Source organism: Thermorudis peleae (assembly GCF_000744775.1).
GTDB lineage: Bacteria > Chloroflexota > Chloroflexia > Thermomicrobiales > Thermomicrobiaceae > Thermorudis > Thermorudis peleae.
Window position 1 is genome coordinate 495,417 of the sequence record NZ_JQMP01000004.1, and the last position, 22,469, is coordinate 517,885.

Consider the following 22,469-nt stretch of genomic DNA (forward strand, 5'->3'; position numbering starts at 1 on the left):
GATTCTCAAGTGCCACGATGCCCTTTCTGCCATGCCGCAAGAACGCGCTCGTACACCTGCCACGTCTGCTGAGCTGTTCGCTCCCAGGTAAAGGCTGCCGCACGCCGCCGTGCACGTTCGGCGAGTTGCCGCCGCAATGATGTATTCTGCATCAGGCGAACGATTTCACGGGCAAACGCCTCAGCCGTTGGCTCAACGAGGACGCCAGCATCGCCAACGACTTCGGGAAGGCTTGTCCGATTGGCAACGATCACCGGGGTGCCACATGCCATCGCCTCTAATGGCGACAATCCAAATCCCTCATAGATCGAGGGATAGACGTAGAGATCGGCCATGCAATAGAGCGCTCGCTTTTCCTCTTCGCGAAGCGGTCCGGTGATCACGACATGGTTGACAAGACCAAGGCGTTGTATCGTCGGCTCAAGCGGTGGGTAGCGCTGCGAATTCGCTGAATGTGGCTTGCCTCCAATAACTAAGCGCGTACGTGGATCAAGCGCGGGCAACGCGCAGGCAAATGCCTCAAGGAGCATCAACAAATTTTTGCGAACGTCGAAACCACCAACATTAAAGATCACTGGACCATGCAAACCAAAACGCTGCCGTAGATCTTCGATCAACGCGGCGTCGCACGCAGAAGCATGATAGGATGCATCGACAGCCAACGGAATTACATGCACCCGCTCGGCAGGGATGCGAAGGTAGCGCACGATATCGCGATATGAGGCGTCAGAATCGGTGATAATGGCGGCTGCTCGGCGTGCCGCTCGGACCGCAAGAAGCAAGTAAAGTCGCATGGCGAAGGTGCGATACTCAGGTAAGACCAGCGGGATCACATCGTGGACAGTGAGGACGACGGGAAACGGCGCACGCAGTGGGCCAGCGAAATAGGGCACATGCAAGAGTTGCACACCAATCTGGCGAGCGACATGAACTATCCCCCACTGTTCCCACTGTACCTTCGCTACCTTCCCAAGTGGTTCTTGACGAGTCCGCTGGGCAACGTCGGGCATTCGCACTGGCTCACTGCCTGGACGGAGGAGAACAACGGGACGCGCTTGCATACACAAAGCGTGCCATAGACCACGGGTATATTGCCCGCTGCCGGTGAGAGGTTGGTCGTAAAATGCTCCATCGAGCGCAATACACGGCGCACTGCAAGCCATCACCACCGCTCCCTATGGGAGTATACCGAGCGTACTCGTGCAATTACGCGCTGCATTCCATGCGCGGCTTTCGGCATAAAGTGTGGTGGTTGCGCGTTCTTTTCCATTTGCAGGGATACCGATCCCTTGAGTATAGTCAGTCACAAGCCCTTTACCCGGGCAGCCATTGGAGGGAGCAGGACAATGGCCAAACCAGTCACAGTCAGTGATGAGACGTTTGAGTCAGAGGTTATTCAATCTGCTGTTCCAGTGCTTGTTGACTTTTGGGCACCCTGGTGCGGTCCATGCCGCATCATCGCGCCAATCCTTGAGGAGATCGCTGAGGAGAAGGGCGAGCAACTCAAGGTCGCGAAGGTCAACGTCGATGAAAACATGCGCATTGCGACAGAACTCGGCGTGACGAGCATTCCAACCCTTGTCCTCTATAAGAATGGCCGTCCAGTTGAGCGTATTATCGGCGCCCAGCCGAAGCAGCGTCTTCTTCAGCAGATTGAAAAGCACCTCGCATAGGTATTCAAGTCAACAACACTGTGAGGCCTCTCAGCGTTATGCTGAGAGGCCTTGCTCTTCTCTACCGAGCTGTGGCACGACGCCGCCAGACATAGGCAGTCAAAGCAAGGACACTACCGGTGAACATGACGATGGGCCATCGTGGGCCATACAACACCATATTGGCCAAGCTGGCTAGCACAGCGGTGCGACCGCGGAGATAGTGCGGCAACCGCACTGCAACGATGGTCACCCGGTCATTGGGCGTAATCAAGGGAGGATAGGCATAGCGATTTCGTCGTAAATCAATGCTGAGCACAGTCTCGGAAGCACGATCGGGCGCATTCGGGTCAAAGACCCAGACTGCAGCATGATCGGGACGTTGCTGCTGAAAGGCATAGGGAACAACCGTATGTCCCTGACCAAGTAAGGCCTGAATGACGTCACGGCGCCACGGTACAGGGACATTAATATCAAAACAAAGATCGCTCTCACGACGCTGAAGCACATCCTGCATGAACCGGAAGTAGGCACGGCGAGGACTTGGGAAGAAGAACCACGGGGCACCAGCAAGGAGCGCACGATCAGTCAGTTGCCGGCCATGCAGGACAATGACCTGCTCAAGCAGTGTTCCTTCTGGCAATGGTGAAGCTTCTAACGCTCGTGCTAGGGCAAGGCGCGAGAGGCCAGTACACAGCCCACCAATGACCTGTGTCCCTCGCTGACGAATGCCAACGGTATCACGATAGAGACCACGGAAGAATGCCCACGGGAACAAGCAAAACCGGAAGGTCTGCGTGAACTGCTGATGAGACGGCTCGATTTCACCAAGATCCGCAAGAGTGTTCGCCCAGGGAAGACGATGCTGCTCGGGGACAAAGCGATGATAGCCCATGATCCAGATCGGGAGGCCCAACCTCCCTCGGGCGATGGCGCGACGTTGTACACGAAGAGTAACGGTAAGCTCCGCATAGAGAGCTGACGGCGGTTGTCCGCTTGGCCAGATCCACCAACGCCGCTGCCCTTGGAAGAGTGGAGGACCGTAATCAAGCACATACCATCCCTGCGGGACTTTGAGTACGACCTGAGCAGATGTGCCTGCCCCGGAGAGAGAGGGCATGGTCGCTTCAAGGATGAAGCGATCAGGATAGTAGCGAAATGGTTCACCCGGACGATTGGCGTAGACAAGATGGTCAAGCGTCGCGCCGTCAGCTGCTCTGGCTCGTAGTTGGATCACGACGAGGGTGCCTCGTGTTCAGAACGCGTGCGGGCTGCGCCAAGCGCCTCCATTTCACGGCGCAAATCTTCCAGATCGGCAAAACGACGATAGACTGAAGCGAACCGAATATAGGCCACCTCATCAAGCTGCTTCAGTTCACGAAGCACAATTTCGCCGATCAACGTGCTTGGCACCTCGATCTTGCCAGTTGCCAATAACTCGCGTTCAACCGTCGCAACGATGCGGTCAACCTCTTCTTGCGAGACCGGACGCTTCGTTAAGGCGAGCCGCAATTTATCACGGAGCTTGCGACTATCGAATTCTTCACGTCGGCCATCGCGCTTAATGACCATGAGGCCGCCTGGTTCAACGCGCTCATAGGTCGTGAACCGGCGGCCACAAACCACACACTCCCGACGGCGCCGAATACTCTCGCCGCCACCAAGCTCACGTGAATCGATTACACGGGTATCACGTGCGCCACAGAAAGGACACCGCACCGTTGTGCCTCATCGGTTCCTGTTGGACTACAGCACATGCTGCAGGCCACTCCCTTAAGGAGTATCTTACCGCTCCCGCAAGAAGCGCAAGATCGATGGCTCAGCCCAGTCATCCTCTGGAAGAATGGGTGTACGTGGCGGAGCCGTTCGCGCCGTCGGTTCGGCACGGAACCGTCGCTGCTCGGTCGCGGCTGGTCGCACACGTCGCTGCTGTCCTGAGCCGGTAAAGCCAGCGGCAATGAGCGTGATGGTGACGTCCCGCCCCATCGCTTCGTCAGGGTTAGCACCAAAGATAATTTCAGCCTCTTCGTCGACAGTTGAACGGATGACCTCAGCAGCTTCGTTAATTTCAGCCATTGAGAGGTCTGGACCACCGGTGATGTTGTAGAGGACACGAGTTGCCCCGTCAATGCTCATCTCAAGCAACGGGCTCTCAATTGCAGCCTTCGCCGCCTCAACACAGCGATTTTCACCCGAGCCACGGCCAATCGCCATAAGTGCTGAGCCGGCATCACGCAGAATCGTCTTGACGTCGGCAAAGTCAAGGTTAATTAACCCCGGCTTGGTAATGAGCTCGGAAATGCCTTGAATACCTTGTCGCAGCACATCATCGGCAATGCGAAACGCTTCTGAGAAAGGCGTCTTAGGATCGACCAGTGTGACAAGCCGCTGGTTTGGAATAGTAATCAAGGCGTCGACGTGTTCGCGGAGGACTGCGATGCCCTCATCGGCAATACGTCGACGTTTGGCTCCCTCAAAATCAAACGGCTTGGTGACGATCCCAATGGTCAGGGCTCCAGCCTCGCGTGCCAGGCGTGCAATCGTCGGCGAAGCGCCTGTGCCCGTTCCACCGCCCATGCCGGCCGTAATAAAGACCATATCAGCACCACGGACAGCCTCAGCTAAGATATCAATACTTTCCTCGGCAGCACGCTCGCCAATTTCGGGACGACCACCAGCTCCCAGCCCTTTCGTCAATTTATCGCCAATACGGATCGTGACCGGACTAAGAGAGTTGAGGAGAGCCTGGGCATCGGTATTGACCGCAATGAACTCGACGCCGCTAATGCCAGACTCAATCATGCGGTTCACTGCGTTCCCGCCGGCACCACCAACGCCGATCACCTTAATGCGTGCGAAGTTGTTGACGAAATCGTCTTCACGCTCTGGAAACATTTGTGACCTCCCGCTGGCTTCCTGATGCTGGTATGTTGTCCGCTTCGCCACTGCCCCGCCCTATTCTCGTTATGGAACGACCCAATGAATACTGCTAACGCAACATCCTGCCACGGGCACTTTGCATTTCCTCGTGGCAGCGTCTGTTGAATCATCTGGTAGTAGCTCGGCCGATCCCCACCCGCGTCACGCTGTGAGGGAGTGTAGCATATCGCCACCCCCCGACGAGTATCCGTACACCTCGCATTCCTCACCAGATTACCGGACGATCTGGATCACGCAGATCAAGTCGCAGCCAACCTTGGTCGCGCGCAAGCAGCGCTTGGAAGACCGCAAGCTGATCGGCTAAGCGTGTCGCGTCGCCAAATACCACGGTCCGACCATCAGGATAGGTGAGTGTAAGACCAAGCTTTGCGCTATAGATCAAGGAAACTTGCTGACCTTGTGTTCGCTGAACAATCGTACGAGCCGCCTGCACGCTGCTGGCTGGCAGTTTACTGCCAAGTTGTGGCGGAGTACCATCAGCCTGAGTGACATGGGGAAGCATAGCCTGGTCACCCTGGGCAATAACCCATCCTTGGCTATCGACGAGATACGGCTGCCCGCCAGCAATCCAGACGAGCACCGGCACACGCTCTTGGAGACTGATAATGACCCGATCAGGGAAAACTGGATGAACTGACGCTGCCGCAACAGCAGGATGTCGCGCAACGCGTCGCGCTATGTCGTCCGGCCGAAGCCAAAAGAGCGACTGGCCTAAGGCGCCACTCACTTGAACAACGTCGTTGGCAGTCGCTAACTGCGCTCCTTGTACCTCAACTGTCCGTACTGTGTAGGTTTTCGCAGTGAGAAATCCTCCGGCAAGCACGCTGAACCCAACAGCTAACACCAGGGCAGGGAGGCGCCCAGTGCGTGTTCCATAACGCACCACACGACCAACACGCTGCAATGGACGAGCAGGGGGGCGTCTCGTGACCATGAGCATTATCCGCAGCGCCGTTGCACTTTTTCCTGGTGTCGTTCGAGTGCAAGCTCGATGAGCCGAGTAATAAGCTCACGAAACGGCAGACCGCTTGCTTCCCAGAGCTTGGGATACATGCTGATCGCCGTAAAGCCTGGGATGGTATTGACTTCGTTAATGAGCACCTGTCCGGTCCGGCGATCGAGAAAGAAATCAACGCGCGCCATTCCCGCGCCGTCAATGAGGCGAAATGCTTCGACTGCCATACGCCGCGTGGCCTCGGCTTGTTCTGGTGTAATCGGGGCTGGGATCAGGAGTTGCGATCCGGTATCAACGTACTTCGCCTCATAGTCATAGAACTCTCGACTCGGAATAATTTCACCGACAATCGAGGCTACCGGCTCGTCATTGCCTAAGACACTCACTTCAAGCTCACGAGCATCAATTGCCTCTTCAATAAGTATCCGGCGGTCATAGCGCCCTGCTTCTTCGATCGCGGGCCCAAGGTGCGCCGCAGCACGAACCTTGGTCACACCAACGCTTGAGCCAAGGTTCGCAGGTTTCACAAAGCAAGGGTAGCCAATTTCTTCTTCAACGCGCTGCTCCACGCTTTGGCTATCGTGTTGCCATTCGCGCCAGGTAATAAGGAGCCACCGCGCTTGCGGTAAGCCGGCCCAGGCAAAGAGTCGTTTCGCTGTTGGCTTGTCCATAGCAACGGCAGAAGCAAGAACGCCACAGCCGACATAGGGGATTCCAGCAAGCTCAAGCAACCCTTGGACAGTGCCGTCCTCCCCATTTGGTCCATGCAAGACTGGAAAGACGACGTCCAATTCACCGACAACATGGGTTGGTGCAATGGCACGCACGTCATCAGTAATGGACGCCGGCATGCTACTCCTGCTGTCTTCGGACTCATCGGCATTCTCAGATTCGAGCGGCAGTCGCGAGACAGCTGCTAGCGCACGAAGAGGATCACCACCAACCAACCACCGGCCATCCCGGGTAATGCCAATTGGGACAACATCAAAGCGCGATCGATCAATATGCCGCAAGATCGCCTGTGCCGAGCGTAAGGACACATCATGCTCGCTCGATTGTCCGCCGAAGAGGACGCCGACACGGAGTTTTCGGGTCATGACTCATTCCTCGCCAATCTGCTCAATTTCGGGCACAAGGACAATGCCAAACCGCTGTTGAACAACCTCTTGAATCATTGCAATTAACGCCCGTACATCAGCAGCGGTTGCTGTGCCCGTATTGATGAAGAAGTTTGCATGCCGCTCTGACACTTTCACCCCGCCGATTTGCAGCCCTTTCAAGCCAGCCTGCTCAATGAGATACCCTGCGTAGGTTCCCGGAGGATTGGTAAAGACTGAGCCAGCACAGGCCCCCGTCGGCTGGTGCACCCGTCGCCATCGAGTAAGCTCAGCCACCCGGCTCTGGAGTTCCGCTCGATCCCCATACGGCAAGCGAAAGGTCACTTCGAGCACAACCCATCGGCGAGGACGCGGTGCTGCTTTAAGAGTGGTCATACGATAGCGGGGTTCGAGCATTGCTTGTGTCCACTGGACAAGGTCAAACGTCTCGGTGTCGAGGAGGGTGAGCGAGACAAGATAATCAGCCATCTCCCCGCCATGAGCACCAGCGTTGTTGACGACCGCACCACCAACAACACCTGGCAGCCCAGCCGTCCACTCTAAGCCAGCGAGCCCCTGGGCACTCGTCGCATGCCCTAGCCAAGAAATCGGAGCCTGTGCAGGCACAGTTACCAACGCATGATCCTGTCCATCTGGCTCAATGCGGAACTGGTCATCCAGTTGTGTACTTGGTGCTCGCACAACGACAACGAGTCCACGAATCCCACGATCACCGACGAGAAGGTTGCTCCCACCCCCAATGACAGTAACGGGCAGCTGGTGCTGGTCAGCCCATGCAAGGGCAGCAAGCACGTCATCACGTGTTGCAGCACGAACAAGGAAATCAGCTGGCCCACCGATCCGGAAGGTTGTGTACCGCGAGAGTGGCTCGTTGCGCTTCACCGGCAAGATGCCAGTTGGACTCTGGATGGTAACGGTACGCTCATTCATGCGTGCCCTTCCAATGCTTGGATTAGGGTCGGCGCTGCTCGCCAGACATCACCCGCGCCAAGAATCAAGATGACCTCATCGCCGTGCAGTTGTGAAACAAGGCGCTGGACCGCGTCATCAAGGGCATCGGCAACGACCACGGGAACGCCCTGGATTCGCGCCCCAATATCCGCACTTTGAACGATACCGGGATCAGCTTCCCGAGCAGCATAAATCGGCACAAGGACAACACCATCCGCCAATTCGAGCACCTCAGCAAATCGGTCGAGGAACGCACGTGTACGGCTGTAGGTGTGCGGCTGGAAGAGTACCCAAAGGCGGCAGCCAGGAAAGCGCTCGCGGGCTGCTGCAATTGTGGCGGCAATTTCACTAGGATGATGAGCATAGTCGACGAAAATCTTGATGCCTCTTACTTCACCCCATTGTTCAAACCGCCGGCTTACTCCATGAAAGGCTGCAAGGGCGCGAAGGCTTTGCGACACAGGGACACCGGCAGCGTGCGCCGCAGCAACCGCGGCTGCTGCATTAAGCCGATTGTGCCATCCAGGAATTGACAAATGCAGTGGCCAATGTTGATTGTGGGGACCATGAAGTTGTGGCGGATCTCCCGGTTCAACCCACCAATCTGCCTTTGGATTTGCTCCAAATGTGATGATCTGGAGTTGGTGCGGTGCTAGCCACGTGAGCACACGCTGCACTGCAGGATCATCTGCAGCGACGACGGCTGTACCGCCTGGAGGCACCGCCTCAAGGAAGCGTTGAAATGCCCGCTCGACATGAGCCGGCGTCGGAAAGAGATCGGGATGATCGTGTTCGATATTCAACACCACAGCGATTGACGGGCGCAATAATAAAAAACTGTAGTCATACTCATCCGCTTCAACGACGAACGCCTCACCCGTATCGATACGAGCGTTTACTCCAAGGTCGCGCAATTCAGCACCAACGGCAAACGACGGGTGATACCCAGCTTGAGTAAGAATCCAGGCAATCATACCGCTGGTTGTTGACTTGCCATGGGCTCCAGCAACCGCAATGCATTGGCGGTGCTCACTGAGCCACCCAAGAACAGCAGCGCGTTTTACAACAGGGAGACGCCGCTGTATGGCTGCGCCAATTTCTGGCTCACTTGTCGAAACTGCGGCACTGAGGACGAGGAACGCGGCATTGTGAACATGCGCAGGATGATGCCCGAGTTCGACTTGAATCCCTTCAGCCTGCAGACGGTCGAGCTCTGGTGAAGCGGCACGATCACATCCTGTGACGGTATAGCCAAGGGCACGGAGCATGCGAGCAAGGCCGCTCATCCCTGCTCCGCCGATTCCGACAAGATGCACATGCGCTGGCGGCGTAAGCGTACGCCAATCACCAGCGGCTGACCGGCCGTCCATTGCTCTGCCTTTCACCTGTACGGCGCGCTCGGCCAAAGGAACGCCCGACCGCGTGATACCCAAGTGATGCCCCAGCCCCCTCGCGTGCTCGCAAGCTCGGACGGAGCACTGACGGATGCCTCCCTGGAGCCGAGGCAGCTTGCATCTGGGAGGTTGAGTGCCGCGATTTCGTGAGGACCCGGCGCGGGACAAGACCACGCGAGATATTCACCACGATCCCCATTGCAGTGAGGGAGACGGCTAACGCCGAACCACCATAGCTAATAAATGGCAAAGGAATACCGGTGAACGGAATGGTCGACGTAATCCCTCCGATATTGATTAACGCCTGGGCAACCATCCATGTCGTAATGCCAGCTGCAAGCAGCGAGCCAAACTGGTCCGGTGCCCATCGCGCAGCGCGATACCCACGCCAGGCGAGGACGAGAAACAAGACGAGCACGAAAGCGCAGCCGACCATGCCGAGTTCTTCACCGATGACGGCATAGATTGCATCGTTGGCCGCGGCAGGAAGCCACAGAAACTTCTGCCGACTTGCACCAAGGCCATCACCAAACGGTCCCCCGCTCGCGAACGCAAGTCGAGCCTGAGCAAGCTGCCAGCCAATGTTCAAGAGCTTACTTTGCGGATTGAACAGGTCCTGATCCGGGCTGAGAAAGACCAGTAGGCGATCGCGACGGTAGGATGCACCAAGCGCCAGCGCAACGAATCCAACTGCCCCAGCGCCCCCGATGAGAGCGAGTTGAGACAGCGACGCCCCGGCCAGGAAAAACATGCTGAGGGCAATAATGGCGAGCACCGTCGCACTACCAAGATCGGGCTGTAGCATGACTAACCCAACGACGAGACCGAGCAAAAGTGCAAATGGCACAAGGCCCTCACGAAATGACCGAAGACGCTCTCCTCGTTTTGAGAGCCAAGCAGCGAAGAACAGCGCCAGGCCGAGCTTAGCGAGTTCAGCTGGTTGCACCGTAAATGGGCCGACGCCGATCCATCGTTGGGCCCCCCACAGGCGCACACCAACTCCAGGTACAAGCACGAGTGCAAGCAGTACCAGCACAGCCATCAGCGCAAGCGGAGCAAGCCCGCGCCAGCGTCGATAGTCAACCAACGACGTGACCAGAAATCCAAGGCTACCGATGCCCAGCCAGAGAAGGTGGCGGAAAAGATAGCTATAACCGTTGCCAGTTTCACGCACACTTTGCGGGAAACTCGCGCTAAAGACCATGACGGTCCCAAACATCACGAGGACGAAAAGCGTGCAGAGCAACCAAATATCGGGCTCATAGAGGGGATGACGATCTCGCGGCAGCGCAAGCTGTTGACGCAGCCACCCGCGTAGGTTCATCCTGCCCCCTCCTTCGCATGGAACGCTTGCTGGCACAGTTGTTGGACAACCTGACGGAAGGATTCACCGCGATGAAATTCATCACGAAATAGGCCAAAGCTTGCGCAACCAGGCGAGAGCAGGACAACATCCCCCGGCTGCGCATGCGCGACAGCAGTATGCACAGCTTCCTCCATGCTGTAGGTCACCCCAAGAACAGGAGCGCCAGCAGCGCGGAGCGCTTCAGCAAACGCTGGGGTAGCAGAGCCAGCAAGGAGCACCACGGCTCGTACATGAGACGCGGCGGCAAGCTGCTCAGCAAGCGGTGTCAAATCAACGCCCTTGGCCGCTCCTCCGGCAATGAGCACAATACCGCGTTCGCGGTAGGCTTGAAGCGCCGCCAGGACTGCCGCTGGCGCAGTCGCCGCGCTGTCGTTGACGAAGAGGACTCCGTTTAGTTCAGCGATTGGCTCAAGTCGATGCGGAATTGGCTGTACCTGACGCAACCCTTCTCGCACGGCTTCGATCGGCGCACCACGGAGCAAGGCCGCAGCAGCCGCGGCGAGCACATTCCAGGCAATGTGCTCACCTGCCAGCGGAATCTCGGAACGGTGGCAGATACGCTGTCCGACCGAGTCCCGACGCCAATACAGCTCCTCACCAATAAGTACCGCAGCGGTTGGCCATCCCTGATCCCGACCAAACGGCACGAGCTGGCCCCGTCCCGTATGGCGGCAACTCCAGGCAATCGGATTATCAGCATTGACGATGAACCAATCGTCTGGCTTTTGAAACCGGGCGATGTGCCGCTTGGCTTCGATGTACTCTGCCATTGAAGGATAGCGATCGAGATGATCCTCACTGATCGAGGTCAAGATGGCGATGTGCGGACTCATCCCATGTTCACCGAGCCCTTCGAGCTGCCAGCTTGAAAGCTCGAGCACGACAGGCGTATCCGGCTGAATTGCTGGAAGCATTTCAAGAGCGGAGCGACCAAGATTTCCTGCGAGCACCGTATCCGGGCGCCATGCACGCAACATTGCGGCACAGAGCGTTGCGGTCGTTGTCTTTCCTTTCGTCCCCGTTACGCCAATAATCGGCGCGGGACACGCTCGGAAGAAGAGCGTCATTTCCATCTCAATGCGTGCACCGGCGGCCCGAGCAAGCGCAAGCCAAGGCGATTCACGTGGCACTGCTGGGTTGCGAACCACGATATCAGCTTGAGTAAAGTCCTGCTCTCGATGCTGGCCGAGCACAAACGTAATTGGCAATCCCTCAAGCGCAGCAAGGCTCTCGCGCAATGCTTCGGCTGGTCGCAAATCGGTGACAGTAACAATTGCACCCTGGGCAACGAGCCACCGCGTGACGCCAAGTCCACCGCTCCGTGTCCCAAGCCCCATAACCAGGACACGTTTACCGCGGAGATCAAGTTGGTGGTGCGGCATCATTTCTGCCACCGTCCCAGTCTCACGCCAGCGCGAGTGCCATGCCAAGCAAGCCGGCCATCATCCCAACAAGCCAGAAGCGGAGTGTAATCTGGGTCTCTGACCAGCCAAGCAACTCGAAGTGATGATGGAGTGGCGTCATGCGAAACAACCGCTTCCCATTTGTCAACTTGAAATAGGCAACTTGCAGCATAACGGATAACGCCTCAGCGACAAAGACGATGCCAATGATCGGAAGCAGCAGCCACTGACCGGTCATCAATGCTGCAGTAGCGAGTGAGGCTCCAAGTGCCAGCGATCCCGTGTCGCCCATAAAGACTTGCGCTGGATGTGCGTTGTACCACAGAAAGCCGAGCACAGATCCAACCATGGTAAAGCAAAACGTGACCACTTGGATCTGCCCTTGCAGGAACGCAATGATGCCGTATGCTGTGAAGGCAACCGCAGCCGTTCCACCAGCAAGTGTGTCAAGGCCATCGGTTAAGTTGACCGCATTGGCTGTCCCAGCGATAGCAAGAACAGCAATTGGAAGATAGACAGCGCCAATATCAAATTTGCCGACGAACGGAATGTAAATGCTATGCAATCCTAAGGGGCCATAGAGGATTACTGCAGCAACGATGGAGAAGAGTAAGAGCCAGATCATTTTGAACCGGGCGCTGAGTCCCATACGTGTTGCGCCTACAAGACTGAGCCGATCATCAATCGCCCCAAGCACTGCAGTGCCAATGAGAACCCCAAGGGGCAGCAGCATAGACAGCCGTCCAAGGAGGTTGAAGAACACGGTCAACACAATGACCGGCACAGTGATCATAAAGCCACCCATGGTTGGCGTGCCAAGCTTCACCAGATGGCCTTCTGGACCTTCGATACGAATTTTTTTGCCGATGCCATGCCGGCGCAACCACTGAATATATGGATGGCCGACGATGACTGTGAGCAAGAAGGCAACGCCAGAGAGCGCAAGGGAGAGAGCAAGATTTTGCCCCGGATCACGTGGGAGAACGCTGCGATTCCGAACGAAATGGCCAACACTTTCGAGCAGTGCAAGCCCGTCGCTCACTGGGCGCTCCCGGTTTGCTGCTGCGCGCGCAGCGCTTCGACGATTTCGCCCATCCGCATCCCATGCGCTCCTTTAACAAGAACAAAGTCGCCAGGACGCAGGATTTCTCGTAACTGGTCGATTAACTCCCGACGATCTTCCGTTGCAAAGACCGCGAGTGGTGAAAGTCCTGCCTCAACCGCTGCTTCAGCAATCAGGCGGGCACGTGTCCCGAGTGTAAAGAGCAGATCCACGACGTGTGCCGCGCGCCGCCCAACAAGACGGTGCCCTTCTTCTTCATATGACCCAAGCTCGAACATATCGCCAAACACGGCAATGCGCCGTTGCGCTGGCACCTCTGAGAGCAAACTCAAAGCAGCTAAACACGACGTTGGACTGGCATTGTAGGAATCGTCGAGTAACGTTGCACCATTCACGCCGGGCACTGTCAGCAGACGAACCTGGATATTCGGATCAGCGAATCCCGGCAGCATCTCATCGAGGGTCATACCAAGTTCGTAGCCAACAGCAATTGCTGCGAGGGCAGTGTGCACACTATGGCGACCAAGGAGCGGCAAGCGGACATGATTGCGGACATCGCCAATGACGAGGTCGAACGAAATCCCTTGTAACCCGTGACTCTCTACATTCTCCGCTCGTATCGTGCAGTCGGGAGCGAGACCATAAAGGACAACGCGGCCGCGGCAACGAGCAGCCATCGCACGCACGCGAAAATCATCGCCATTGAGGATGGCAACACCATCCTCTCCGAGCGATTCAATAAGTTCTGCTTTATTCTTCGCAATCGCCTCAAGCGAGCCCATGCGTGCAAGGTGCGAATGGCTGACATTGGTAACGATGCCGATGGTAGGCCGGGCAAGCGCGCACATCTCGCGCACTTCACCCATTCGATAAGCGCCACCAATCTCAACAACAGCCACCTCGGTATCTGGCGTGATATCGAGGAGCGTGAGCGGGACACCAATCTCGTTGTTATAACTCCCTCGTGACTTCACCACGCGATAGCGTTGGCTCGCAACGGCCGCGACGGCTTCCTTGGTACTCGTCTTGCCAACGCTCCCGGTAATACCAACGACCTGAAGATCGAACAAGCCTCGCCAGTAGCTTGCAAGTCGCTGGAGCGCAGCGAGCGTATCGTCGACAACAACAACAGGCACCGATAACCCCTCATACTGCGCAGCATGTGCTTGATCGACCATGACAGCAACTGCGCCGCGAGCCAGAGCATCAGGGATAAAGCTGTGCCCATCTTGTCGTTCTCCAACAATGGCGACGAAGAGGTCACCAGGTTGCACATCGCGAGAATCATGGCGGACATGCTTGATCAGGAGGTCGAGAGAACGTGTTCCCTGGATGGATCCTTTGCTGCCTTCAAGAACATCACGAAGTGAGATCATAGCTCACACCTTACTGCCCCACCGAGTCAGTAATCATCAAGGCCACCATCATTGTGCCAACTCCTGGGGACGGCTTGGCGGGATACCATAAAGTAAGAAGAGTCCCTGGAAGACTTCGCGAAATGCTGGGCCCGCAGCTCGTTCCCCCCACGGTGATTCCTGTGGTCGGTCAATTTTGACAAGAACCGTAAATTGCGGATCCTCAGCAGGCCCAAAGCCAATCACTGAGGCAATAGTCGAGGCTGGGCCAGATTCGTAGCCGCCACTTGGTGAAGGAATCTGTGCGGTACCAGTCTTTGCAGCAACAGCATATCCGGGGATACCGAAGGTGTTGTGATACGTGGTATCCATGACATCAACGAGCATCGCGGTTAACTGCTTCGCAGTTGTCTCCTGAATCACTCGGCGCACGACCTGAGGCTGCGTGACTGTCGTGCGATTGCCATCCCGAATCTCTTGCACGAGATACGGGCGCATTAAGAGTCCGCCGTTTGCCACTGCTGAGACCGCGGTAACAAGCTGCAATGGAGTTACTGCAATGCCTTGTCCAAATGCATTGGTATAGAAGGTGGTCAGTGACCAACCAGGACTGCCTGGCAGATTGACGATGCCATCATTTTCTCCTGGGAGATCAATGCCTGTAGGCTTGCCGAAGCCAAATCGAAGCACGCCATCATAAAACGCCTTTTGCCCGAGGCGATCAGCAACATACATGGCTCCGACGTTACTCGAGTGCTCGAGCACTTGCGTCATTGTTTCGGGACCGTAGGCAAGTTGCAACGCGTTGTAGATCCGAGTCCCGTCTGGTAACTCCCGGTAACGTCCACCATCATAGACAGTATTCGGTGTCACGACTCCAGCATCTAACCCGAGCGCCATCGTAATGATCTTGAAGGTCGAACCAGGCTCATAGGCGTTGGCAACCGCTGGGTTGGCAAAGACAGCCGAATCACTCACCGTCGCATAGGCATTGGGATTGAACGATGGTCGATTCGCAATTGCCAGAATAGCCCCGGTCTTGGCATTTTGCACGATAATCGTTCCGCCAGTCGCATGCTGCGTCGCTATTGCCTCGTCGAGAGCACGCTCAGCGAGCCGTTGAACGGCGCTGTCAATCGTCAGCACTAGGGTGGCTCCATCTTTTGGCGGGTTCCAAACGCTTTGGCCAAGCGCAATGACGTTGCCCGCAGCATCACGCTCGCCGATCAGTTGTCCCGGCTGACCACCAACGACTTTGTCATACTGGGCTTCAATCCCATATGCACCCTGATACTCCCAGTTGACAAAGCCAAGCACCTGTGAGGCGAAGTCTCCCATGGGATATGCTCGATGCGGCTCAGGATCCAAGACAATGCCCGGCAAATTCAATGCTTTGATTTTGTCTGATGTTTCGGGAGAGAGTTGCCGTTGCAACACCACCCACTCTTTCCCGGGCTGGGTCAGCGCTGCATAGAGATCGTCAGCACTCCGGCCCACGAGCGGGGCAAGGAGCTCTGCAGTCTTCTTGGGGTCTTTTACCTCACGAATAATCGCCGACACCCGATCAGCGGGGACATCGGTCGCAAGCACACGCCCACGAGCATCGAGGATATCGCCGCGATGCGCTGGCACAATATCCTCCCGATAGCGGAACTCCTCGGCACGCTGGGCTAGCATCTGTCCTTGCACAACCTGGAACGAAAAGACGCGGTAGGCAACGGCGCTGCAGAAGAGTGTAAAGCAAAGGAACAGCACGAGTATCCGATTGCGTGAGAGCATCGGCTCCTTGTGCATCAGCTTGCCCCTGTCGCACTCTCGTGTGTTGCTCTCCCAACTCCCATCAGCACGTCAAGCACGCGCTGCCAAAACGATGGAGTTGGCAGCGATGGCGATGGTGGCTGTGGCAACGGCGCTGGCCGTGTAACATCGAGGTATTCAACGTGTCGCACGGGTGCCATGCCAAGTTCATCCCGTGCGATCCGCTCAATGCGGTCAAGCGCTTGATAGGTTGCGATCTGATAGCGCAATCGGGAATTTTCGAGTTCGACGGCATCGTGCTGATTCTGCAGGCGGGTAAGCTGATACCCAAGCGAGACCACTTCGCTTGTCTGGATAAGATAGAGTACGCTCAACCCAGCCAGAGCAAGGGCAACCAGGATAGCGATCGCAACCGTACTCGGCCGTCGGCTGCGAGGCGAAGCACTTGGGCGCGCCGGTTGTGGCTCAGCAGGTTGCGTCCGCAACGGACGAGTCCGTACCGGCCGGGAACGGGTAGAAAGCGTCATGGGAGACGCTCCGCAGCACGGAGTCGCGCACTACGACTGCGCGGATTGCGCGCAACTTCAGCAGCGCTGGGGAAAATGGGATGGGGAGTCAAGATCCGGAGCCGCGGACGATGACCACAGATGCAAACCGGCGTGCCAGGCGGGCAGCGACAGCCCTGCGCCTCAGCCCGAAACGTCTGCTTTACGATGCGGTCCTCCAAGGAATGGAAGGCAATGACAACGAGGCGTCCACCAGGGCGCAAGAGCGAGATGGCTGCATCAAGCCCTCCGGCAAGCGCATCAAGCTCGCCATTGACGGCAATGCGTAAGGCTTGGAAGGTGCGGGTCGCCGGATGAATCCGCTGGCCAGCTCGCCCGACAACCCGTGCGACCACCTCGGCAAGCTCTGTCGTTGTTGTCAGCGGACGTTGCCGCCGCACTCGTACGATTGCCTTCGCAATGGCCCGGGCGCGCGGCTCTTCGCCATAGCGCCAGAGAATGTCAGCAAGGCGCTCCTCGGGCAACGTGTTTACAAGTGCAGCTGCCGGTTCACCGCGGGTCGGGTCGAACCGCATATCAAGCGGCCCAGGTTGCTGAAAGGAAAACCCGCGTTCAGGATCAGCCAGTTGCAATGAGGAAAGGCCAAGGTCAAAGAGCACACCGTCGACCTTGGCAAAGCCAGCAGCTGGTGCAAGCTGAGCAAGATCCGCAAAGTTGCTGTGACCTACAACAAGGCGGCCTGGGTATTCCTCGGCTAAGGCGCGGGCACGCTCAACTGCTTCGGGATCAGCATCGACGGCAAGCACGCACCCATCTGGAGCACTCGCCTGCAGCAGTGCACGCGTATGGCCACCGCCGCCAAATGTCGCATCGATATACTGCCCTCCGGGGCGAACGGCAAGCCACTCGATCACTTCGTTCAGCAGCACCGGAATATGCCCCGGCATTTGCTCGTTGGCGAGCAACTCCCGGTCAGCCGCTACCCCAGTGCCTTGTCGGCGATCCAGCTTGACTGCACGCGGCATTTCTCTCACCGTCTTAGATCAAGCTTGCAAGTCGCTGGGCAATATCAGCTCCTTCTTTGTCCATGGTAAGCGCCTGCGCCGCCCATCCCTCAGGACTCCAGATCTCAATATAGGTGTTCACCCCAACAATGACGGCGTCACGAATAAGGCCAGCGTAGGCGCGAAGTTCGGGAGGAAGCAGGATTCGTCCCTGGCGATCGAGTTCCACAACGCTGGCTTCGCTGAAGACCATACGGCGGAATGTGCGAGCATCCGGATCGCTGATCGGCAAGGCAGCAACTTTCTCGGCCAACGGCTTCCATGTTGAAAGAGGGTAGAGGGTGAGACAGCGATCAATTCCTCGGGTGAGTACGCCTTCACTCCCGAAGTCTTCCCGGAAACGGGCCGGTATCGCCAGGCGCCCTTTGTCATCAATAGCATGGGTGTAGCGACCGAGGAACATCCCCACCCTCACTTCTGGAAGGGATGATGGGCATGGGCAACAACACTGCGGGGTTGGCAACTATTGCGGGGTGCCACACGGCACACAACCCGGGGCGAGATTTCCACAGTGGCTCCCACTTATCCCCACCTTTCCCCACACTTGTCCACAAGCATACATACGTACACCCCTCCTGACAAGCCCTGGGCGCCTCGGGGTGTCCATACATACTGTCCGTACAATAAAAATTGGGGCACTACCCAGCTTCGCTGCATTGTCGCTGCAGTCCACCAACAACGCGAGTAGCGGTTTCTTTCACAGCGTAGAGAAACGAACAGAAGAAGGAAGGCGCGGCTTCTTTCGCTGACGGATCCTTCGGGAGACTGGTGCATCGGCCATGATAATGCGGAAAGAAAGTGAAGGAATGTCGCGGGAACGGCACCGTCCGCGCGTCATTTGTCAAGGACAGGGAGCAAGCGTTGTACGGCGCGTACGCTACAGATGCTACTGCGTGCAAGCAATCGTCACTGCCACCGGCTTCACGCCGTGGCGCCTTGCCCAACAACGTGACAAGGCATCAGGCAACTTAGGCAAAACGTGGACGGTACTCGCCCCAGACCTGACGGAGTCGCCCACAAATTTGCCCAAGGGTTGCACCAGCACGGAGTGCTTCCTTCATGACGGGCAAGAGATTCACTGTTCCGCGTGCAGCTTGCTCAACGGCATCGAGTGCTGCAGTCACCCGGACTGCATCCTGGGCCGCGCGATACGCTTGGACACGAGCAATCTGTCGGTTGACCGCTTCATCATCAATGCGGTGCACTGGAACCGTGACCGGCAGGTCGTCCTGATACTTGTTGACGCCGACGATCACCCGGTCACCACGCTCAACAGCGCGTTCCCAAGCATATGCGCTCTCGGCGATCTGCTCCTGCATCCAGCCCTGTTCGATCGCAGTGACGGCACCACCAAGTTCCTCGATCTCTTCAAGAAGCGACCACGCCCGACGCTCGATTTCATCAGTGAGTGCTTCGACAAAATACGATCCCCCAAGAGGATCAGCTGTATCAGCAACCCCAGTCTCTTCGGCCAGAATTTGCTGAGTACGCAAGGCAATGGTCGCCGATTCTTCGGTCGGCAGACCAAGGGCCTCATCATACGCATTGGTATGCAGACTCTGGGTACCACCGAGCACGGCGCTTAATGCCTGATAGGCAACGCGGACAATGTTGTTCAATGGCTGCTGCGCCGTCAATGTACAACCACAGGTCTGGGTGTGGAAGCGCAGCATCAGTGAACGCGGATTTTGGGCACCAAAACGCTCGCGCATGATCTTCGCCCACATCCGGCGCGCTGCCCGAAACTTCGCGATTTCCTCAAAGAAATTATTGTGGGCACCGAAGAAGAAACTTAAGCGTGGAGCAAACTCATCAACAGCGAGACCAGCATCAATTGCAGCTTGGACGTAAGCGATCGCGTTGGCCAGAGTAAACGCGATCTCCTGTACTGCTGTGGCACCAGCCTCACGAATGTGGTAGCCACTAATACTGATCATGTTCCAGTTTGGAAGGTGCTCACGGCAATAAGCGAACGTATCGGTAACGAGGCGCATGGAAGGGCGAGGTGGGAAGATATAGGTCCCGCGAGCCGCATATTCCTTCAAGATGTCGTTTTGAATGGTGCCACGGAGTGTGCGTGGATCGACCCCCTGTTCCTCGGCAACAAGCTCATACATCAGGAGCAAAATCGCTGCTGGTGCATTGATCGTCATTGACGTTGTGACCTGCCCAAGGTGGATGCCATCGAAAAGCCGGCGCATGTCATCGAGCGTGCTGATTGCAACACCGACGCGGCCAACTTCCGGTCTCGCGAGAGGATGATCCGAGTCATAGCCAAGCTGTGTTGGAAGGTCAAATGCGACACTGAGCCCAGTTTGGCCACGGGCAAGCAGGAGGCGAAACCGGCGGTTCGTCTCTTCGGCTGAGGCGTAGCCTGCATACTGCCGGATTGTCCACTTCTTCCCACGATACATCGTGGCGTGGATTCCCCTGGTATAGGGATACGTACCGGGGTCCGGTTCTGCAGGGCGACCTGTGTCACGGTAGACCGGCAAGATCTCAATTCCAGCGTCGGTGTAGACGGGATCGAGTCGTGCTTCCACCATTGTTGCCGTACTCCTCGATCCTTACGCGAGTCGATGGGCGCGCGTCACGTGACGCGGCTGCTGGACAACTTCGACGAGTTCTGTTAGTACACCAGCACAAGAGCGTGGATGCACGAACGCAACACGCCAGCCATGCAAGCCTTGCCGCGGCTCAGCGTCAATTAACTCAAAGCCTTGGGCAGCGAGATGCTGTAAGACAGAAGCAAGATCACGCACTTGGTAGGCAACATGATGGAGTCCGTCCCCACGTTTGGCGAGGAACCGCGCGACACCACTGTCATCATCAAGTGGTGTGAGTAGTTCAATGTACTGGGCACCGCTCGCCAGCAACGCAACCCGGACTCGTTGGTCATGCACATTAGTCACCTCAAGGAGGGGGCAGCCAAGCGCCTGATAGCGCTCAATCGCAGGCTCAAGGGATGCAACCACAATCCCAACGTGATGGATATTCTGCAGTGCAAGGGTTTGTAACAGGCTCATCGCCTTGGGACCCCAGCTCGGCGTACCGGGACGTTCGCAACTAAGCGATCGCCGGTTTCAGTGCGCATAATGCGTACCTCGAGCCGTTCTGCATCGATGTCAAGGTGCCGTGAAAGAATCCGATAGATATCGGCACGAATCGCTTCCATCACCTCGGGCGTGAGCTTCACGTGATCTTGGACGAGCACCTCGACGAGCCGCTGTTTGGCGACCTGCGCACTCCGTTGCGGTTGGCTGCGGCGCCCAAAGAGGTTATCAAGCCACCCCATTGTCGTGCCTCCTCATCGTGTGCTTAGTGTACGACCTGCTTCGAACGGCCGCCGAGCCCGAGTGCGCGCAAGAAGCGACGAAATGCGCCATCTGGTTCAGTCGGCGGCAACAGCGGGATTTCTTCGCCAAGCAAACGCGCAGCGATATCGCGGAACGCCTGGCCGGCTCGCGACTGAGGATCAAGCGCTGCTGGCTCTCCCCGGTTCGTCGAGGTAATGATCGTCTCATCATCTGGTACAAGCCCGATCAAGGGAATAGACAAAATGTCAGTTACATCATCAACCGAGAGCATGTCACCACGGCGGACCAAGGTCGGATCGATCCGATTCACAATCAGTCGTGGTACTGGCAACTCCGCCGCCTCAACCAGGCCAATGATGCGATCAGCGTCACGAACCGATGACACCTCAGGATTTGTGACGATCAGTACTTCGTCCGCTCCAGCAATGGCATTACGGAAGCCTTGCTCGATGCCGGCAGGGGAGTCGATGAGCACGAAGTCAAATTGGCGACGCAGTTCGCTGCACAACTCGCGCATTTGCTGTGGGGATACTGCTTCCTTATCACGGGTTTGCGCGGCCGGGATGAGATAGAGATTGGACAGCCGCTTATCACGAATGAGGGCTTGGCGTAACCGGCACCGTCCCTCAACAATGTCAACAATGTCATAGACGATGCGGTTTTCAAGCCCCAAGACAATATCGAGATTGCGGAGGCCAATATCGGCATCAACGAGGACAACGGAACGTCCGCGGGCAGCAAGGGCTGCCCCGAGATTGGCCGTCGTGGTTGTCTTCCCAACACCGCCTTTGCCAGAAGTGATGGTAATGACTCGCCCCTGGACGTCTCGTGCTTCTTCTGTCTCCACAGCCCCCTCCTTTCGCTGCCGCCGCGCAACCAGACGTTGCATGCTCTGACTAGGCGTGTCGTCGCTCAAACCGCCACGGCTCAACCACAATTGCCCCGTCCACCACGTGCGCTAACGCAGGCTCGTCGAGCAACTCACGCCGCTGGTCAGGCGCCCGAGCAGCGAGCGAGCCAATACGCAGTAGCGTCGGGCTCAGGCGCAATGCCGCGATGATCGCCTGCGTCCCCGTACGGAGTCCGGCGTAGATTGTCCCGCGCACTACCCCCCAGACCAGAACATCCCCGCCAGCACGCACCTCAGCTCCTGGATTGACATCACCAACGATGACAACATCACCATCAGCAGTCACACTCATACCAGAGCGGAGCGTGCGCCGAACGTAGAGTGCAGTTCGCTCTGCTTCGTTCCCTGGTACCATTCGATCGTCTCGTGTCTCACGGCCAACGACACGCAAAGGATAAAACCCCCAGCTTTGGAGTCGCTCACGGTACGCTGGCGTTGTCGAGGTAATCGCCCGGACACGCACTCCTTGTTCGCTCAGATAGCGTTGCAGCGCAACGATTTCATCTAACGTGGGCTCACGCTCGCCATAGTCAATCATGAGCTCGCTATTGCGAAAGAATGCGCGGGAGCGCTCAATCGTCGCTTGAACATCAGCGAGCAACGAGGCCGTCGCAAGCCCTGGCGGCAACTGAAGGACAAGCCCATCTTGGGTACCGCGAACGCGCACCTGCTGGTCTGCGAATCGTGTCCGCTCTTCCATAAGCCCCCCTGCCCGCT

General features: G+C 57.2%; 22 protein-coding genes. 1 reads left to right on the forward strand and 21 read right to left on the reverse strand.

Going from position 1 to position 22,469, the window contains the following annotated elements; all coding sequences use genetic code 11:
• Positions 1 to 5 precede the first annotated feature (5 nt).
• Positions 6 to 1,163 (reverse strand): glycosyltransferase family 4 protein, encoded by a 1,158-nt coding sequence (locus N675_RS12215; RefSeq protein ID WP_038040285.1) that lies wholly within the window; start codon positions 1,161 to 1,163, stop codon positions 6 to 8.
• A gap of 183 nt (positions 1,164 to 1,346) precedes the next feature.
• Here N675_RS12215 and trxA point away from each other — a divergent pair, with 183 nt between their 5' ends.
• Positions 1,347 to 1,673, forward strand: a complete 327-nt coding sequence (gene trxA, locus N675_RS12220) for a thioredoxin (protein WP_038040287.1) — start codon at positions 1,347 to 1,349, stop codon at positions 1,671 to 1,673.
• Between the two features lie 61 nt (positions 1,674 to 1,734).
• On the opposite strand, the gene N675_RS12225 is transcribed toward trxA, so the two are convergent.
• From N675_RS12225 to minC, 20 genes are all read right to left on the reverse strand, one after another.
• On the reverse strand, positions 1,735 to 2,889 hold the full coding sequence (locus tag N675_RS12225) for a hypothetical protein (protein WP_038040288.1): 1,155 nt from the start codon (positions 2,887 to 2,889) through the stop codon (positions 1,735 to 1,737).
• Positions 2,886 to 3,371 (reverse strand): transcriptional regulator NrdR, encoded by a 486-nt coding sequence (gene nrdR, locus N675_RS12230; protein ID WP_038040290.1) that lies wholly within the window; start codon positions 3,369 to 3,371, stop codon positions 2,886 to 2,888. The genes N675_RS12225 and nrdR overlap by 4 nt, the downstream gene beginning before the upstream one ends.
• A 66-nt stretch (positions 3,372 to 3,437) precedes the next feature.
• Complete coding sequence (ftsZ, locus tag N675_RS12235) at positions 3,438 to 4,547, reverse strand: cell division protein FtsZ (RefSeq protein ID WP_038040293.1); 1,110 nt, start codon at positions 4,545 to 4,547, stop codon at positions 3,438 to 3,440.
• 250 nt (positions 4,548 to 4,797) lie between these two features.
• On the reverse strand, positions 4,798 to 5,526 hold the full coding sequence (locus N675_RS12240) for a cell division protein FtsQ/DivIB (RefSeq protein ID WP_197066302.1): 729 nt from the start codon (positions 5,524 to 5,526) through the stop codon (positions 4,798 to 4,800).
• A gap of 5 nt (positions 5,527 to 5,531) precedes the next feature.
• Positions 5,532 to 6,644, reverse strand: a complete 1,113-nt coding sequence (locus N675_RS12245) for a D-alanine--D-alanine ligase (RefSeq protein ID WP_038040298.1) — start codon at positions 6,642 to 6,644, stop codon at positions 5,532 to 5,534.
• Between the two features lie 3 nt (positions 6,645 to 6,647).
• Positions 6,648 to 7,595, reverse strand: coding sequence for a UDP-N-acetylmuramate dehydrogenase (gene murB, locus N675_RS12250; protein ID WP_038040301.1), 948 nt, complete (start codon positions 7,593 to 7,595; stop codon positions 6,648 to 6,650).
• Positions 7,592 to 8,986 (reverse strand): UDP-N-acetylmuramate--L-alanine ligase, encoded by a 1,395-nt coding sequence (murC, locus tag N675_RS12255; RefSeq protein ID WP_051914720.1) that lies wholly within the window; start codon positions 8,984 to 8,986, stop codon positions 7,592 to 7,594. Before murC ends, murB begins: the two co-directional genes overlap by 4 nt.
• The gene (ftsW, locus tag N675_RS12260) at positions 8,961 to 10,334 is read right to left on the reverse strand and encodes a putative lipid II flippase FtsW (RefSeq protein WP_051914721.1); all 1,374 of its coding nucleotides are present in this window, start codon (positions 10,332 to 10,334) and stop codon (positions 8,961 to 8,963) included. The genes murC and ftsW overlap by 26 nt, the downstream gene beginning before the upstream one ends.
• Positions 10,331 to 11,761, reverse strand: a complete 1,431-nt coding sequence (murD, locus tag N675_RS12265) for a UDP-N-acetylmuramoyl-L-alanine--D-glutamate ligase (RefSeq protein ID WP_038040304.1) — start codon at positions 11,759 to 11,761, stop codon at positions 10,331 to 10,333. Before murD ends, ftsW begins: the two co-directional genes overlap by 4 nt.
• 19 nt (positions 11,762 to 11,780) lie before the next feature.
• On the reverse strand, positions 11,781 to 12,821 hold the full coding sequence (mraY, locus tag N675_RS12270) for a phospho-N-acetylmuramoyl-pentapeptide-transferase (RefSeq protein WP_081887098.1): 1,041 nt from the start codon (positions 12,819 to 12,821) through the stop codon (positions 11,781 to 11,783).
• Positions 12,818 to 14,218 (reverse strand): UDP-N-acetylmuramoyl-tripeptide--D-alanyl-D-alanine ligase, encoded by a 1,401-nt coding sequence (locus tag N675_RS12275; protein ID WP_038040306.1) that lies wholly within the window; start codon positions 14,216 to 14,218, stop codon positions 12,818 to 12,820. The genes mraY and N675_RS12275 overlap by 4 nt, the downstream gene beginning before the upstream one ends.
• Before the next feature lie 48 nt (positions 14,219 to 14,266).
• Positions 14,267 to 15,976: a peptidoglycan D,D-transpeptidase FtsI family protein gene (locus tag N675_RS12280; protein WP_231578037.1), complete on the reverse strand. Its 1,710-nt coding sequence runs from the start codon at positions 15,974 to 15,976 to the stop codon at positions 14,267 to 14,269.
• 14 nt (positions 15,977 to 15,990) lie between these two features.
• Entirely contained in the window at positions 15,991 to 16,440 is a 450-nt protein-coding gene (locus N675_RS12285) for an FtsB/FtsL family cell division protein (protein WP_197066303.1), read from the reverse strand.
• A 38-nt stretch (positions 16,441 to 16,478) separates the two neighbouring features.
• Positions 16,479 to 17,408: a 16S rRNA (cytosine(1402)-N(4))-methyltransferase RsmH gene (gene rsmH, locus N675_RS12290; protein WP_038040837.1), complete on the reverse strand. Its 930-nt coding sequence runs from the start codon at positions 17,406 to 17,408 to the stop codon at positions 16,479 to 16,481.
• 91 nt (positions 17,409 to 17,499) lie between these two features.
• On the reverse strand, positions 17,500 to 17,928 hold the full coding sequence (mraZ, locus tag N675_RS12295; protein ID WP_038040311.1) for a division/cell wall cluster transcriptional repressor MraZ: 429 nt from the start codon (positions 17,926 to 17,928) through the stop codon (positions 17,500 to 17,502).
• 565 nt (positions 17,929 to 18,493) lie between these two features.
• The gene (locus tag N675_RS12300) at positions 18,494 to 20,071 is read right to left on the reverse strand and encodes an acyl-CoA mutase large subunit family protein (RefSeq protein WP_038040313.1); all 1,578 of its coding nucleotides are present in this window, start codon (positions 20,069 to 20,071) and stop codon (positions 18,494 to 18,496) included.
• 21 nt (positions 20,072 to 20,092) lie between these two features.
• Positions 20,093 to 20,551, reverse strand: coding sequence for a methylmalonyl-CoA epimerase (gene mce, locus N675_RS12305; protein WP_051914722.1), 459 nt, complete (start codon positions 20,549 to 20,551; stop codon positions 20,093 to 20,095).
• Positions 20,548 to 20,820, reverse strand: a complete 273-nt coding sequence (gene minE, locus N675_RS12310) for a cell division topological specificity factor MinE (RefSeq protein WP_038040316.1) — start codon at positions 20,818 to 20,820, stop codon at positions 20,548 to 20,550. Before minE ends, mce begins: the two co-directional genes overlap by 4 nt.
• A gap of 23 nt (positions 20,821 to 20,843) precedes the next feature.
• Positions 20,844 to 21,689 (reverse strand): septum site-determining protein MinD, encoded by an 846-nt coding sequence (gene minD / locus N675_RS12315; RefSeq protein ID WP_038040318.1) that lies wholly within the window; start codon positions 21,687 to 21,689, stop codon positions 20,844 to 20,846.
• A 49-nt stretch (positions 21,690 to 21,738) separates the two neighbouring features.
• Positions 21,739 to 22,452: a septum site-determining protein MinC gene (minC, locus tag N675_RS12320; protein WP_038040320.1), complete on the reverse strand. Its 714-nt coding sequence runs from the start codon at positions 22,450 to 22,452 to the stop codon at positions 21,739 to 21,741.
• Positions 22,453 to 22,469: the final 17 nt, after the last annotated feature.